General features: G+C 46.4%; 15 protein-coding genes. 1 reads left to right on the forward strand and 14 read right to left on the reverse strand.

Annotated features, from left to right (window positions below; translation table 11 throughout):
* The first annotated feature begins 119 nt into the window (after positions 1-119).
* The gene (locus ACQY26_RS00985) at positions 120-242 is read left to right on the forward strand and encodes a hypothetical protein (RefSeq protein ID WP_428047222.1); all 123 of its coding nucleotides are present in this window, start codon (positions 120-122) and stop codon (positions 240-242) included.
* A 359-nt stretch (positions 243-601) separates the two neighbouring features.
* Here the strand turns inward: ACQY26_RS00985 and ACQY26_RS00990 are convergent, their stop codons facing one another.
* From ACQY26_RS00990 to ACQY26_RS01055, 14 genes are read right to left on the reverse strand one after another with little or no spacing between them, the layout of a single operon-like run.
* On the reverse strand, positions 602-1,966 hold the full coding sequence (locus ACQY26_RS00990; protein WP_428047223.1) for a hypothetical protein: 1,365 nt from the start codon (positions 1,964-1,966) through the stop codon (positions 602-604).
* Between the two features lie 21 nt (positions 1,967-1,987).
* A complete protein-coding gene (locus ACQY26_RS00995; protein WP_428047224.1) occupies positions 1,988-2,344 on the reverse strand; it encodes a hypothetical protein in 357 nt (118 codons plus the stop codon).
* 1 nt (position 2,345) lies between these two features.
* Positions 2,346-2,990: a PilW family protein gene (locus ACQY26_RS01000; protein WP_428047225.1), complete on the reverse strand. Its 645-nt coding sequence runs from the start codon at positions 2,988-2,990 to the stop codon at positions 2,346-2,348.
* Positions 2,987-3,397 carry a hypothetical protein gene (locus ACQY26_RS01005; protein ID WP_428047226.1) on the reverse strand — a complete coding sequence of 137 codons (411 nt, stop codon included), beginning with the start codon at positions 3,395-3,397 and terminating at the stop codon, positions 2,987-2,989. The genes ACQY26_RS01000 and ACQY26_RS01005 overlap by 4 nt, the downstream gene beginning before the upstream one ends.
* Before the next feature lie 16 nt (positions 3,398-3,413).
* Positions 3,414-3,896, reverse strand: a complete 483-nt coding sequence (locus ACQY26_RS01010; protein WP_428047227.1) for a type II secretion system protein — start codon at positions 3,894-3,896, stop codon at positions 3,414-3,416.
* A complete protein-coding gene (locus tag ACQY26_RS01015) occupies positions 3,880-4,329 on the reverse strand; it encodes a type II secretion system protein (protein WP_428047228.1) in 450 nt (149 codons plus the stop codon). The genes ACQY26_RS01010 and ACQY26_RS01015 overlap by 17 nt, the downstream gene beginning before the upstream one ends.
* 40 nt (positions 4,330-4,369) lie before the next feature.
* Entirely contained in the window at positions 4,370-4,888 is a 519-nt protein-coding gene (locus ACQY26_RS01020) for a prepilin-type N-terminal cleavage/methylation domain-containing protein (protein ID WP_428047229.1), read from the reverse strand.
* An 11-nt stretch (positions 4,889-4,899) separates the two neighbouring features.
* Positions 4,900-6,132 carry a type II secretion system F family protein gene (locus ACQY26_RS01025; RefSeq protein ID WP_428047230.1) on the reverse strand — a complete coding sequence of 411 codons (1,233 nt, stop codon included), beginning with the start codon at positions 6,130-6,132 and terminating at the stop codon, positions 4,900-4,902.
* Positions 6,133-6,154: 22 nt separating this feature from the next.
* The gene (locus tag ACQY26_RS01030; protein ID WP_428047231.1) at positions 6,155-7,903 is read right to left on the reverse strand and encodes a GspE/PulE family protein; all 1,749 of its coding nucleotides are present in this window, start codon (positions 7,901-7,903) and stop codon (positions 6,155-6,157) included.
* Positions 7,904-7,943: 40 nt separating this feature from the next.
* Complete coding sequence (locus ACQY26_RS01035) at positions 7,944-9,554, reverse strand: secretin and TonB N-terminal domain-containing protein (RefSeq protein WP_428047232.1); 1,611 nt, start codon at positions 9,552-9,554, stop codon at positions 7,944-7,946.
* A 30-nt stretch (positions 9,555-9,584) separates the two neighbouring features.
* Positions 9,585-10,196 carry a hypothetical protein gene (locus ACQY26_RS01040; protein WP_428047233.1) on the reverse strand — a complete coding sequence of 204 codons (612 nt, stop codon included), beginning with the start codon at positions 10,194-10,196 and terminating at the stop codon, positions 9,585-9,587.
* A 12-nt stretch (positions 10,197-10,208) separates the two neighbouring features.
* Complete coding sequence (locus ACQY26_RS01045) at positions 10,209-10,787, reverse strand: hypothetical protein (protein WP_428047234.1); 579 nt, start codon at positions 10,785-10,787, stop codon at positions 10,209-10,211.
* A complete protein-coding gene (gene pilM / locus ACQY26_RS01050; protein WP_428047235.1) occupies positions 10,784-12,385 on the reverse strand; it encodes a type IV pilus biogenesis protein PilM in 1,602 nt (533 codons plus the stop codon). The genes ACQY26_RS01045 and pilM overlap by 4 nt, the downstream gene beginning before the upstream one ends.
* Before the next feature lie 12 nt (positions 12,386-12,397).
* Positions 12,398-14,137: a hypothetical protein gene (locus ACQY26_RS01055; RefSeq protein WP_428047236.1), complete on the reverse strand. Its 1,740-nt coding sequence runs from the start codon at positions 14,135-14,137 to the stop codon at positions 12,398-12,400.
* Between the last annotated feature and the right edge of the window lie 52 nt (positions 14,138-14,189).

Genomic DNA, 14,189 nt, shown 5'->3' on the forward strand with positions numbered 1-14,189 from the left:
GAAAATTGCTAGCCGTAAGAGCGCAACTTAACACGAGTAAAAATGCGTGAGAATATAACCTGCGTGGACTTACGAATTTGAGCTGGATTTGTATTTTTGAAGAAGGAGGTATACTAAGCATGATGCGCCCGCAGGGCGCGCAGTATCCGACTGAGGAAAAAAATGCAAAGACGGCCAAATGCGGAAGTCTGCTAGCCGTGAGAATAGCATTTCACGCGAGGAAAAAATACATGAGGACTTAACATAAAGCGAGTAAAAACTATGCGAGTATATAAATAGCGTGGTTTGTTGATTTTGGAGCGGATTTTAATTTTATTCTAAGCGCAGAATACCTAGAACGATGGCGGCTCTGCCGCCGCGGTATTTAAGCGAAGAAAAAATTTAAAGCCGCCCAAAAGCGACAAAGTGCTAACCGTGAAAAATAAATATAGACCGAGCAAAAAACACAAAGGCGGCCAAATACGGAAGTCTGTTAGCCTTGAGAGCGCAATATCATGCGAGGAAAGAACCGCAATTTACCTAAATATTATAGCTTGCCAGCAAAAAGAACGCAACTTAGACCGAATAAACAGAAAATTCCCCGTCTTTAACCGCCCTCCCTCTAAGGGTTCATATTATTTATCTTCTGGCGTTCCTGCCTCTGCATAGGTATAAGCCACTTCCAAAACTTATTTTCAAAATCGTTAATATCCCTAAAGCCGTAAGCTTTCCTAAGGGCGGCCTCGGTGGATATCCTTTTCTTGACAATACGGCCGGAAGCGTCGCGTACGACATTGCCTTTAGCGTCTTTTTTATCCTCAAAAGTTTTAAGCATTTTGGTAAACTGCTCAAACTGCATTCTTTTATCCGGATAGGCGGAATTTTTTGTTCGGAACAAAAATCTTACCATGGCATAAGCCTGAAAATACCAATTTTCGACATCGCCCTTTTGCTCCGCTATGTCATAGGAACTATTTTTAATAAAATCAGAGAATTTGGTAAAAGCCACCGTCTTGGCAGATACCATATTGGCCGCCGCGGCGCGCTTTTCCTGCGCGCTTAGGCCCTGCCCGCTTCTAAGACGGGAGAGAAGTTTTTTCTTCTCGCTGTCGCTTAAAATATTTATTACAACCAAATCGCTGGCCCATACGCCCCCTTTACTGTTTGAGGCGATATCCTCCATATTAACGGCCAAGCCTTCGTTAAGCCAAACAGGAGGTTCAAGTTTATAACCTTCCGAAGGAGGATTAAAAAATTCCTCAACAAACAGGTGGGTAAGCTCGTGAGTAAACTGCTCTATCATTTTAGAGGTGTTTTTAGGGTCGTCATACATTACGATTCTGTCTTCCGACGGGGAGAAAAACGCGCCCGACCAGCTGCTCGCCACGGGCTCGTTCTTTAAGAAACTCTGCCTGTTTTGATATACGTATACTTTGGCTTTGCCCGACATCATCCAAGGTATGTTTTTGCCCAAAGATTGATGAACCGTTTCAAACTTCATGCCCAGGTTCGGCGTCATAACGCCGCTGGTCTGCGGCTCTACTTTTATTACGAAGTTACGGCTTGAGCTGTCTATCCATTTTACGTTCCGCCCGGGCTCAGGCGCGGGGGCGAGTTCTTTCTTAAACTGAGGTTTTTTTACGGAAGCGGCGGCGTTCGGCTTATCCGTATTCACTGCGGCGGATTGAGTTTTTGGGGCTTCACAATCGCTTTCTTCGCAGTCGGTTTCGTTATAAACTGCGGCAGGCTGTTCCTTGCCCGTTCTTATCAAGCTTAACGTTGAAGATTTTATAGAATAGGTATCCTTATTATCAACAGGCTGAGGAAAAGCCTGAGTTTTACGCTCTCCCCCACCGCCCGATTGCACCTTACGGGCCTTTTCCAAAAAACTCCCTTCCAAGTTTTCGCTTTCGGCAAAAACGGGAAGCGCGAAGAAAGCGCACATTACTGCGGATAAAAAAACGACGCCGATTTGTATTTTTCGCATTATACCGCCTGAGCAGATTTATTATTGGAACTGAGTGGTATCTATATAAAAATTAATATTTCCCAAACCGGTCGTAGTTGAACCCCATTTTATATATATGTCAGTTGAGTTACCGTCAATAGTGCAAGTAAATTTTTCTTGGTTGTTGCCGTCAATTACAGGCGGAACCCCGGCCATGGCTCTTTCAACGGCTATGGCGTTATACTGGGCGATACAACCTTCTGCGTAAGCTTTGGAAGCTACTACGCGTTTTGTCTTTAACATATTGCTGGTGCGCCCCAAAGAAAAGCGCATAAGCATAACGATAATGGCGGCTATAATACTGCCCAAAACCATTACTTGCATTAAAGCTGAACCCTTTTTATTAAATATATTCATTTTATGCGCCCCCCGCTTTGGTAAAGACTTTTTCCATTTCTACATGTACGGGCGGGGTTTCGCTCCCTTCAAAATTTTTATGGACCACTATCGAAACGGTATAATTGATATTATCCGAAGTCGAAATATCAAAACCGGAAGACGGAACATAGTCCATATAAATTTTCCCGGACGAACATTCGCTTTCAAGAGAGGAAACCAAAGAACTTCTTTCCAAACTGCTCTTTTCAAGTTCCTTAAGGGCTATCTCGGAAGAGCGTCTTATCGTATTGCCCTCTTGACAATATGCAAAAGCTATAGGTTCGCTCTCAATTTGCACGCCTTCAGGATCTTTACTGTAAGAAACAGTATTCGGCATTACATAATAGCTGACGCCTTCCTTCACCAAATAAGCATTGCGCGCGGCCACTATTAAACCGCCCGACTGGCCGGAAGTCGGCGCCAAAATCAAATCGGACTCTGTTATATCCCTGTGCAGAGCCCTCATTAAAATAGACAGGTTGTTTCTTATAATGCTTTGACGCTGACCTTGGGACGTCTGCATGGAAGAAGCTTTCCATATCGTCATTAAAGCGATAGTAACCATGCTGGCTATAAAAACGGCCACCAATAATTCCATTAAAGTAAAACCTTTATTGTTTTTCATAACACTTCACCGTTACAAACAATATTTATTTTAATCTGATTGACCGTCGGCGAAAAACCGCCGGTGCCGCCGGTGACGGAAAGGCCGCTTACGTTATAGGTAAGGCTGGAGTTATAACCGCCGTCAGTCCTGCATACATCCGGCAGCATGCTGCTGCAATCATGGTCGCCGTTGGCCAAAGGAGTAGTGCTTCCGCATAAGGAAGCCACCGCACCTTCCGCATCCACATAATTCTTTAATTGGTTGGAAAGGCTTTCTACGGCATAAAGCATTTCTTCCCTGTAGCTGGGCTCAATTATGGCGCGCCTTGAAGCCATCAGCGCGGTAAATATACCCCCGACCATTATAGCCACGAGCAACATTGCTATTATACCCTCAACTATCGTATAACCTTTTTTATTCAGCATAATTTATTCCCGTTTACTATTGATTGCTTAAAGAATCTTTAATATTGCCGTATTCGTCCACACAGGCGCAATAAGGTGATGCATAGTCCCCGCCGCTGTCGGTGCCGGTCATTGAAGCGTGGGAAACTGAGCAGGCTCCGCAGCTTCCGCCGACGTTAAAAGTATACTTCATTTTGCTCCATTTTATAGGCCTTAAGTATTTACAATTAACCAAAACATCGGCTTCATTGCCGCCTTTGTAACTTATGGCATTATCACCGCATGCGCCGCGGCTTTCTGCCGTTACCTGCCCCGATATCGTCGCATTGGGATAATCGGTTTTAAAATTCTTATAAGCTTCCGCTATTTGAATCAAAGCCGATTTGGCCCTGCCGTTCTCGGCGTCCCTCATATAACCTTTTATAAAGGGAGTGCTGACGGCCGCAAGCAAAGCCAAAATTACCATGACAACCAAAAGCTCAGCCAATGTAAAACCGTTTTTATTAGGAATTGCTGCCATCTGCCGCCCTCCCGTATCTGTCTATATATGCGCAGTAGCCGGACTCGGAATATTTCTCCCCGACCTTTCTTCCGGCTTTCGGGGTCATTGTAGCAAGGCTGTTGCCGCATGAAGGATTATCCGCAGGAGTACCGAGAGTAATAGTATAATCAATACCGTCCAAATTAGGCTTACCGCAAGGGAAAGAAACCGAGTCGACTACGCAGACAGAGTTCGTTGAGTTATAACCTACGGCGCCGTTTAAAGGAGCATCCGGGTATTCCATTAAATATCTTTTATAAGCCCCGGCGATAACTTCCATCTGAGCTTTCGCCGTTTTATTTTTCCCTTCGTAAATAGTTTCCGTATATTTAAGAACGGAATAAGTGGCAAGTATCATAATTATGATTATAGCCACCAAAACTTCAACCAATGTAAAACCTTTCTTTCCCATAATAATCCTTGTTATTTATATTATAACGATAAAACCGTATTTATGAAGCGCTGCTCATTACGACTTTGCCGGGATTTTGGTTGGATATCTTCCACACCTTCCCGAGATAACGCGTATCTGTTATATTCTGGCCGGGAGTCATAATCGCGATAACGTTTATATCCCCGCCGCATGCGGCGTCAGCCTTATCCGGAGTGCAGATATAATACTCATATCCTCTGAAAGAAGTCCCGCTGAAAGACTCCGGGTCTTTAAGATAAGCGTAAGCTTTGTGTGCTTCGGCTTCGGTCCCGTCCGGCGTAGAATAAAACAACACCGAAGGATCGCGGTAGCCGCTTACAGGCGTACCGAACTTGCCGGCGACTTGATCCGCACCTCTTGCGTCTTCATTATAAAGCCTGGCGGCGTTGGCGACCTCAACCAATCTTCCTTTAGCCTGATTGTTCTTTGAGGTTTCCAATCCTTTTTTATAAGAAGGCACGGCAACCAAAGATATAATCGCTATCAAAACGACTATAACCAGCACTTCTACGAAAGTAAAACCTTTTTCGCCTCTCATAATCCCCCCGATTAACCCATACCGATTTGGGACATTTTGAATATAGGCATGAAGATTGAAAGCACTACCACGGCGATAATCGCACCGATACCCACGATGAGGATAGGGTCGATCAAGGCCGAGAAACGCGCAATAAACTGGTTGATTTGTTCCGTATAGAATTTTGAAAGCGTTTCCATAATATGCGGCAGACGGCCGGATTCTTCGCCCATCAACATCATTTCCGTCATAAGGCCGGGGAAAACTTTGGTCTTTCTGAAAGATTCGGAAATGCTTTTGCCGGAAGTTACGCCGTTTTTGGCCTCAACGATGGCGTCCCTTATGACAACATTGCTTTCAAAAGCTTCTTCCATAACGCCCAAAACGTTGATAATACTTACGCCGCTGTTAAGAAGCGTAGCCATTGTGGAAAGACATCTTTCAAAATAAATATTGCTTATAAAGTTGCCGAATATCGGCATGCTGATGTGGAATTTATGCCAGACCCTTCTGCCGATAGGGTTGTGAATTGCCATATAAAACGCGCCCAATACGGCAAGAATGCCCAATATAAGCAGAATGATATGGTTCCTTACGACATTGGATATAGTCAAAACCAACTGCGTAATAGCCGGCAGTTCCATATCGAAATCCTTAAAGATTGTGGCGAAAGTCGGTACGATTCCTACCACGAAGTAAATCAACACGCCCACGGACATAAGGAACAAAATCGCCGGGTACGTAATAGCCGTAATAATTTTGCTCTTTAAAGCTTCGGTTGATTTTACGTATTTGGCGATTTGCAGCAAAGCCTCGGAAAGATGTCCGCCCACCTCGCCGGCCTGAATCATGGCCAGCCAAGTATGGTCAAATATTTTAGGGAATTTTTCCAATGCGCCGTGCAGACTGTTACCGCCGGCGACGTCGCGCGCCACGCTTAAAAGCACCGGGCCCAACTGTTTATCGGTGGAAAACTCGCCCAACAGAGAAATAGCTCTTACCAAAGGCACGCCGCCTGCGATAAGCGTTGCCAGCTGCTCTGCGAAGAAAGCCTTTACGTGCCCGGGAACTTTTACGGAACCGGCGTTAATGCTGGCCTGCCCGAATGAAGCAAAAAGGCTCTTTTTGACTACAGGCGTAATTTCTATAACGAAAATGCCTTTGGCCTGCAGAATTTCCAAGGCCTTTTCTTTGGTGGCGGCGTCCACGTGGCTTTTATAGTTTCTGCCGCTGTTGTCCTGGGCTACATAATTAAATCTTGCCATAGATAAAACCCCTTTAAGTTAATTATTCTTCCGAAGTCGTTACCGAGAGCACTTCTTCAACCGAAGTAATGCCCCTTACCGCTTTACGCCAGCCGCTGGATCTTAAATTCCACGCGCCTGTTGACATGGCGGCTTTTCTTAATTCTATTAAATCTTTGGTCTTATAAATAACGTTGCGCATGGCTTCGTTGATTTTGAAGACCTCGTAAATCGCTCTTCTGCCTTTATAGCCGGTACCGGCGCATTTGGGGCATCCGGCGGCTTTAAAGAAAGTCCAAGTCGATTTATCCCTTTCCGGCAGCATTGATTCCCTGGATATTTGATCAATAACGTCTTGGGTGGGCAAATAAGGAACTTTGCAATAAGGGCATAACACCCTGATAAGACGCTGGGCGGCCACCAAGCCCAAAGAACTGGCCAAAAGGAAAGGCTCAATACCCATATCGGTAAGACGCGGTATTGCGCCGATAGCCTCGTTTGTGTGCAAGGTGGAAAGCACCAAGTGACCCGTCATAGCAGCCTTTAAGCAGGCTTCGGCGGTTTCGGAGTCGCGGACCTCACCGACGAGAATGACGTCCGGGTCTTGACGCAGGAAAGAACGCAGACCTGCGGCGAAAGTCAAACCGATTTGGGATTTAACCTGCACCTGGCTGATACCGTCAAGTTTGTATTCGACAGGGTCTTCCAAAGTCATAAAGTTAAGTTCCGGGGATTTGATAGTGCTGAGCACCGCGTTCAAAGTGGTTGTTTTACCGGAGCCGGTGGGGCCGGTCAAAAAGATAAGACCGTGCGGCATGGAGGCCGCTTCAAGGAAGTCCTTTTTCTGTCTGGGTTCAAAACCGAGTTTGTCGACGTTAAGATCCCCCGTACCTTTATCCAAAATACGAATAACCAATTTCTCGCCGAATACCGTAGGACATACAGACACACGGAACTCGACCGTTCTGTTATGATATTTTACGGCGAAGCTTCCGTCCTGCGGAAGACGTTTTTCCGCGATGTCCAATTTGGACAAAATTTTAATACGGGAAATAATCGCGTTTACCGCCTCTTTCGGAGGAGAGGTCCTTTCATACAAGGAACCGTCGATACGGAAACGCAAGCTGACGCGCTCGTCAAAAATTTCCAAGTGAATATCGGAAACGCGCTCGCTCATGGCCTGCCTTAAGATGACGTTTACCATCTTGATGTAATGCGAGCCGGGGCCAGTAGCGCTTTCCTTATCCAAGTCGATTTTACCGTCTACGTTGGTAAGTTCGTCCAAGCCGTCTTTGCTGTCTAAAGCGACGGCGCTGTCCTCTTCTTTTTCCGAAATTACTTCTTCCAGGATATTTTTCTTGGTATAGAAATTATCCAAAGCCAAAAACAGCTGGCTTTTGCTGGCGATGAAGGGCTGTATCGACATACCCGTCATCATTTTTAAGTTGTCAAGCAAAAATACGTTTGAAGGATCGTTCATGGCCACGGCCAAGGAACCGTCTTCCGCAAAAAGCGGGAGGATAAGGTTTTCTCTGGCGAACTTCTCGGATATTATGGAAGCAAGGTTTTGGTCTTTTTCGGGCACCAATACGCCGTTTTCCTTACTGGCGTAAGGAACCGCCAGCTGTTTTGAAACGGCTATTGTAATGTCTTCTTCCTTAACTATGCCCAACGCAACCAATGCGTCCGGGACCGAAACTCCGGTTTGGTTTGAATGCAATGTAGCTTTAGCCAAACCTTCTTCAGTCAGCTTGCCCTGCTCTTTTAATATATCCGTAAGCTTTTTAGCCATAAAAACGATCCTTCAAATAATAATCTAAATAATCTTCAAACTACTCTGCAAGCACGGTCGGGGTCAAGAATACGACCAAGTCCGTAGTGCTCTTTGAGGTTGTTTTATTGGTAAAGAACCAGCCGATTACCGGGATTTGACCGAGCAAAGGAACTTTCCTTACCGTTTCTTTCTCAACGGACTGCAATAAACCGCCGAGTACGACCGTCTGACCGCTCTTTACTCTGACCTGCGTGGATACGGCGCGGGTTACGGTATCGTAAGAATCGCCCGTTTCCGAAGGGGTCAAATCAGAATAGGAAGGAGCGACCGTCAAGGTTACATAGCCTTCTTTGTTGACCTGCGGAGTTACCGTTAAGGTTAAACCGACTCTTCTTCTTTCATTGCCGGAAGTGGAGCTGGTGGAAGAACCGCTGGTTTCTTTGGTAATCGTACCGATTGAAGCATCCCTTGAAGAAGTGATAATCGCGGGATTGTTGTTCATGGTGATTACTTTAGGTTTGCCGAGCATTCTGGATTCGTTCTTGCTGAGCATGGCCTGGAAAGCTACCGAGAAGCCGCCGAAATCAGCGGAAATACCGCCTTCGGAATTGCCTTCGTTGATGGTGCTGCCGTAGGCGGGGTTGCCTTCACCGTCGCCGTTCGCGCCGAGCCATTTCCAGAAGTTGCTGCTGCCGCCCAACCAATCCCAAGGTACGGCTGAAACGCCGCCCAAGCTGGCCGAAGCCCAAGTGCCGCTTTCGTTGGTCCAGTTGAAACCGAGGTTCAAACCGCTGCCCTTGCCGACTTCTATTACCTGAGCCTCAATCAAAATCTGAGGAGCTTTGATATCAAGTTCGGCCAAAATGTTTTCAACTTGCGGGAAAACTTCCGGCACGTCCGTGATGATAAGCTTGTTGGTTCTGGCGTCAACGGCGATTTTACCTTGTTTGGTAAGTACGCTCTTGATTACGGAAAGAATGGCGCTGGCGCCATCTCCGCCGCCGGCTCCGCCCGCTGGGGGCATACCGATATCCATACCGCCGCCAGCTCCGCCGCCGCTTGCTGGGTCAAATACGTTGACGCTGGAGGTGGTAGTGGAGAAGCTGCTGGAAGTGGTATCAGCAGGCATAATGTTATTCATATCCTGAGCTATAGAGCTTTGAGGCTGCAAGGATACATAATTTAAAGTGTAAACTTTAGTTACGGCGTCCGGAGCTTCGTCGGATCTTTTGGTGATGACGTAGCTGTCGCTCTTGCCGATACGCTGATAGGTTAAGCCCTGAACTCTTAAAAGAGTGTCCAAAGCTTCTCTAACGGTTACGTTTGCAAGAGAAGCGGAAACTTTTTTACCGGCGAATTCTTCGCCCATAATAAAGTTAATCTTCGCTTGAGCCGAAATACTGTTTAAAAAAGTACCTATGGGCACATTGTTTACCCTGATAGTTACTTTTCTGTCGAGAGGAGTATTATCCTCCGCCTGCTTGTAGATGGCAGATTCCCCGCCGGACACCGCTTTGCGGGCCCCGGTGTTTTCATCCCCATAGGATAAATCTTCCACTACCGCAACTTTTGCTTCAGGCCTGGAGCTTTGCGCAGACGCTTCCACAGGTACCGCTACCTGAGAACCGGCAAACACAACCGCCAGGAACAGAGCCAGTCTATTCTTCATTAACATCCTCCTTAATTTAAACCAATCGAACTACATTAATGGTAATTTCTTTACAAATCTTTGGCCTTTATAGACAAAGGTGACGGAATCATCGGTAATTTTTACGATCTTCGCGCCCAATACGGTGCCGCCTTTGCCGACGACTTCGCCGTTGACTATGGCTTCCGTGCCCAAAATGCCGTCAATAGTTATCTTATTGATAATCGCGCGGGCGGGATTGCGCTTAAGTTCTTCCTCAAGCTGTCTTTGCCTTTCGGCTTCGGCCTGACGCTGTCTTTCCATTTCTTCAAGTTTTTTACGCTCGTCCGCAATTCTTTTTTGCTCGGCAAGACGTGCCTTTTCAATGGAGTCGACCTCTTCCCTGGAAAGGAAAGGATCCCTTGCGTTGGTAGGCGCAAAAACCACGCGGGGCGCGGTTTCTTTATCGTCTTTTTTAGACGCGGCGGCTTGTTTTGCCGGCGCGGAAACGCCGCCTACGGCTTTTGCGGCTTTTACGGGCACCGCCGGCGTTACAACCGGCTCGATTATATCGGAGTTTCTGCTCCCGTCAACCACAACATTGTTTTGCTGGGCCGACAAAGGCAGAACCGCAACGCCCAAAACCGCGGATAATAAAAGAGTTATATGTAAATTCTTTTTCATAAAAATCACCGCCTATTTAGCAGATTTAGAGGACTCATTGCCCTTTAAGAACAAAGTATGAACTCTTAAACCGGCCTGCAATCTGCCCAAAGAGCCTTCCGCCCTGGATACGGTCAGATTGGAAATACGCATAAAATGCTCGTTATTTTCTATCAGCTCGATAAGCTTGCCGAGCTGTTCGTAAGTAAGTTCCAAATTAACGTCTACGGAAGAATGCGTAAAATCCCCGTCCTCGTCAAGGATATGCCTGCCGGTTCTGGTCGGTTCTACGCCGACTTTGTTGAAAAAGGACAGCATTTGGCTTAAAAGCCATTCGTCTTTTTTACTGTAATCCGGCAGCCTCTTTACAAGGCGTTCGTACAAAGCTTTGGAATCTTCGTATTCTTTCGCGCTTTCGGCTTCGGCTTTTTTAGCGTCAACTTTGCGTTGGGCTTCCCATACTTTTGAGCTCGCCACTCCGTTTACATACCATACCGCTATAAACACTATCAGCAGTAAAACCAACGGCCTTATAAAAGGATTCCAGTTCTTCTCGAACAACATATTTTGTACGTCGTTCAAGCCTTCTTTCATGTCAGTAATAAATTTCATTTTTTATCCTCCTTTTCGCATTTTAAGGAGAATTTCGTCCCCAGCACAAAGTCTTTCTGCTGCTGTTTAAGAGGCGCGGTCGAAAAGTCGTAAGATATCGTCGCGCGTCCTTTGCAGAGATCGGCCATTTCGGGGGTGGAATCCACCACCGTTCTGAAGCGGTTTCCGAGCGCAAGTTCCTTTTCCCTGCCAGAATAAACGCTGGCAATGCCTTCCATGCGGATATAGCTTTTTTCTTTAAGTTTTGACGCGCCGGTGTCATAAGGATATTTAATATCCAAAGAGGTAAGCCACATTTCCTGCGGCAAAATATCCGGCAGGATAGAAAGCTTTTCCGTATAATTGACCGGGTCCAAAAATTTGGAAAGGGCTTTAGACTTTCTGCTCATAGAGTTTACCTTTTCCTTAATTTGGGAAGCGTACAAACCTTTAAAGTCCGCCACATCGTTATTGGTGGTAAAAGTTTGGGAGGAAAGCGCTTTAAGCTTCATCACGGAACGTATCTGAACGTAACCGCACCACAGCACAAGCAAAACCACCAAAACGAGCGCAAGCTTCCAAACAGTTATAGTGCTGCGGATTTCCTCTTCCGACGATCTGTTTTTGCGGTACAGGTCTATATCCGGGACGTTTTTATTTACAAATTTAAGGCACGCCCCGATAGCGGCCATTTCCGCAAAACCTTCAACTTTAAAGCCGAACAAATCGGAGATTTTCCAAGTTCTGACATGGCGTTTTACTTCGCTTTCCAAGATAGGCGCCCAAAAATCGGCCTCGTCGGAAATGACGACCACGTCTTCAAACGGGTTCTTTTCTATCTGCTTGGAAATGAAATCCATGCAGTTGTTGACTTCAAGCCTGTTTCTGTTGCCTATGGCTTTCTGCACTTCCACTTCGCGCATTAAGACGGGAGCATTGTTCAAAGCGTACAAAAACTGCCCGGTATGGGAGGTGAAATTCGCATAAATACAGCCTTTGCCGGAAACGTTCTCTTTATCGGTTTGATTGAAAAGCCTGTAAATTGAAAGAGGCGAAGTTTCAACCGCAACCAAATTAAGGCCGATACTCTTCATGCCGGATTCAAGTATCTGCACTATGCGGGCGGAAGTCATAGAGAAGACTACGCCCAAGTGTTTGGCTTTGCTGAGCCCGGCGTAAAAAGAATAAACGTAATAATCCGATACGCCCCTTTCAAAAGGATAGTGTATATACTTGCGCGCCTGAAGCGGAATGGTGTTCTTCCAGTATCTTCTGGGCGTATCCTGCATTACGAAATGGCGGTGTATGCTGAAATTTGAAGCAAGCGTTACAACCACATTCTTAGTGGCCCATTGTTTGCTGTCAATAATTTTCTTAATCGGATCCAGCCAATGTTTGGGCGTGGAGAAAAAGCCTTCGTTTAAATCCGCCGGTTTTAATACTCCGGGCGGGATTTCCCCCACCGGGAGCTTGATTAAAGAATCAATTTCCAAACCGCCGGATTTTTCCCGCACCTGGGCCACATACACATCCGTAAGAGATATGTATATGCCTATACATTCTTTATAATCGGTTCTCTTGATACCAAGGGAACTGTCTATCGTAGAAGAAAAAGACATCAGCCCCCCCTATTAATAATTATAATTGTCCGGATCATTGACGTCATATGAGGTACCCGGCATATTTACAGTGCTGGGAACTCCGCCGTCAACGCCGCCTTGATTAAATGAATCGGCGGTTCCGTCTGCGGCGTCATTTACTGCGGCCGAGGCGTCCGTGCCGTAAGTGTCAAACCCCAAATCGTCAGCGGGCATTGAAGCCGGTTGTTCCATTGCGAAGTTATCTTCCGCGGGAACATCCGCCAAAGCGTCCGCGCCTGATTTGCGTATGGCTTCGGGTTTGCTCCAAAGGCGTTTTTTGGTGTAATCCAATTTGGAGTTTTCCCCCGCCGCAGCGGCTTTTGCGCCTTTTGCGGTTTTGGCCGGTTTGGCTTCGGCTTTTTTGGTCTGCAAGAGTTCGACTTTGCGTCTTACGATTTTTTCTCTGCCGTCAACGTCTTTGGCTCTTAAAATTATGGTGTAATTGCCGATGGGCAGGATTTGGCCGAAATACTGTTTTTTTCCGTTCCAGAAAATCTGTCTGTAAACGGGGCCGCTGCCGGAAAGCTGTCTTACCACATAGTATTTGCCGTCTTTGGCGTGCTGCACTATCTGCAAAGTCCAATCGGCGACTTTTGCGAAAGATTCCACCACCGAGAAATCCACCACCATGCCTTCGTCCATATCAGGCGTAATGGACCTGAACGGATAGAGGCCGAGGCTGAGCACCGGCGGGGTGTTCTTTTCGGGGGTTTTAAGTTTCAAATTCGGTTTGGCGGTATAATCAAACACTATGGAAATGCCGTCCAAATCGCTGAATTTGGCTGGGGGTTGTTCGGTAGTGAGGCCCATATTAAAGCTGAGCTTCGCCGTGGAAACGCCCATATTGATTAAGTAAGAATTTAAAGCTACGGTCTGCCTTACGCCCTGTATTGAAACGCTGTCGGTATAAGAGCCCGGCGGCAAAAGTACGAAAGAAGGCGTACCGCTGAGTATCATAAGGGAGTAAACTTCATCCAAAATTTCTTTGGCTTCAGGTTTGAAGGTTACGCCGTCATCGGCGAAAATCGCGCTTGATTCCATATCAATCGCGTCAACCATTCCGCCGCGCATATAAACATTAATACCTTTATAGGAATTTAATTTTTCCAGTACGGAGTTGGTCATTGCGTCAACCTGCGCGTTGATGCTTTCCCTTCTCAAGGCTTTTACTTCTTCGTCGTCGCCTTCGGGCATGGTGCTTTCGGCAACGATTTTTTCAACGCGTTTATTGTCTTCGACCGGGGTCCCTTCCGGGGTATAAATTACGGGTTCGGCGACGTTGGCGCCTTCCTGCTGCTGAGGCTGCGTCTGAGCCTGCGCCTGTTCCTGAGCTTGCGCAACAGGTTTTTTGGCTTCTTTTACCGGTTCGTCTTCCAGTCCTTCACGGGCTTTTCTGGAATCGAACAAAACTTTGCCTTCATGGCCGGTTTCGCGGGCTTTTTCCAATGATTCGTCATAGGGAACTTGCTTGGGAGCTTCAACCCCGCCTCTTTTGAAATGTATCAAATTGACATATTCGTTAGCTTCGGAAATCTGTTCGGGATTGCCGCTTACAAATACGTCAATGAAATTATCCATGGCGTCATCGTATTTGCCTTCTTCGTACAAGGCCTTGCCTTTGTTGAGTTTGTCCTCAACGCTTAAAGAAGCGGCATAAGCGGCCGTAAAAACAAAGCATAAAGATAGAGCCACAAATATGTACTTGGTTAAACTATTTTTAATATTTGGCATAATGTACCCCTTTAAAGGTATTATAAATAACTACACATAATGATTATATCAA

Origin of the sequence: Candidatus Proelusimicrobium excrementi, from assembly GCF_937881865.1 — a bacterium.
GTDB lineage: Bacteria > Elusimicrobiota > Elusimicrobia > Elusimicrobiales > Elusimicrobiaceae > Proelusimicrobium > Proelusimicrobium excrementi.

What these genes read in the sequence shown, in the direction of transcription:
- ACQY26_RS01045 (WP_428047234.1), bottom strand. Translation starts at nt 10,787, where the DNA reads ATGAAATTTATTACTGACATGAAAGAAGGCTTGAACGACGTACAAAAT.
- ACQY26_RS01055 (WP_428047236.1), bottom strand. Translation starts at nt 14,137, where the DNA reads ATGCCAAATATTAAAAATAGTTTAACCAAGTACATATTTGTGGCTCTA.
- ACQY26_RS01025 (WP_428047230.1), bottom strand. Translation starts at nt 6,132, where the DNA reads ATGGCAAGATTTAATTATGTAGCCCAGGACAACAGCGGCAGAAACTAT.
- ACQY26_RS01020 (WP_428047229.1), bottom strand. Translation starts at nt 4,888, where the DNA reads ATGAGAGGCGAAAAAGGTTTTACTTTCGTAGAAGTGCTGGTTATAGTC.
- ACQY26_RS00985 (WP_428047222.1), top strand. Translation starts at nt 120, where the DNA reads ATGATGCGCCCGCAGGGCGCGCAGTATCCGACTGAGGAAAAAAATGCA.
- ACQY26_RS01010 (WP_428047227.1), bottom strand. Translation starts at nt 3,896, where the DNA reads ATGGCAGCAATTCCTAATAAAAACGGTTTTACATTGGCTGAGCTTTTG.
- ACQY26_RS01040 (WP_428047233.1), bottom strand. Translation starts at nt 10,196, where the DNA reads ATGAAAAAGAATTTACATATAACTCTTTTATTATCCGCGGTTTTGGGC.
- pilM (WP_428047235.1), bottom strand. Translation starts at nt 12,385, where the DNA reads ATGTCTTTTTCTTCTACGATAGACAGTTCCCTTGGTATCAAGAGAACC.
- ACQY26_RS01005 (WP_428047226.1), bottom strand. Translation starts at nt 3,397, where the DNA reads ATGCTGAATAAAAAAGGTTATACGATAGTTGAGGGTATAATAGCAATG.
- ACQY26_RS01035 (WP_428047232.1), bottom strand. Translation starts at nt 9,554, where the DNA reads ATGAAGAATAGACTGGCTCTGTTCCTGGCGGTTGTGTTTGCCGGTTCT.
- ACQY26_RS00990 (WP_428047223.1), bottom strand. Translation starts at nt 1,966, where the DNA reads ATGCGAAAAATACAAATCGGCGTCGTTTTTTTATCCGCAGTAATGTGC.
- ACQY26_RS00995 (WP_428047224.1), bottom strand. Translation starts at nt 2,344, where the DNA reads ATGAATATATTTAATAAAAAGGGTTCAGCTTTAATGCAAGTAATGGTT.
- ACQY26_RS01030 (WP_428047231.1), bottom strand. Translation starts at nt 7,903, where the DNA reads ATGGCTAAAAAGCTTACGGATATATTAAAAGAGCAGGGCAAGCTGACT.
- ACQY26_RS01015 (WP_428047228.1), bottom strand. Translation starts at nt 4,329, where the DNA reads ATGGGAAAGAAAGGTTTTACATTGGTTGAAGTTTTGGTGGCTATAATC.
- ACQY26_RS01000 (WP_428047225.1), bottom strand. Translation starts at nt 2,990, where the DNA reads ATGAAAAACAATAAAGGTTTTACTTTAATGGAATTATTGGTGGCCGTT.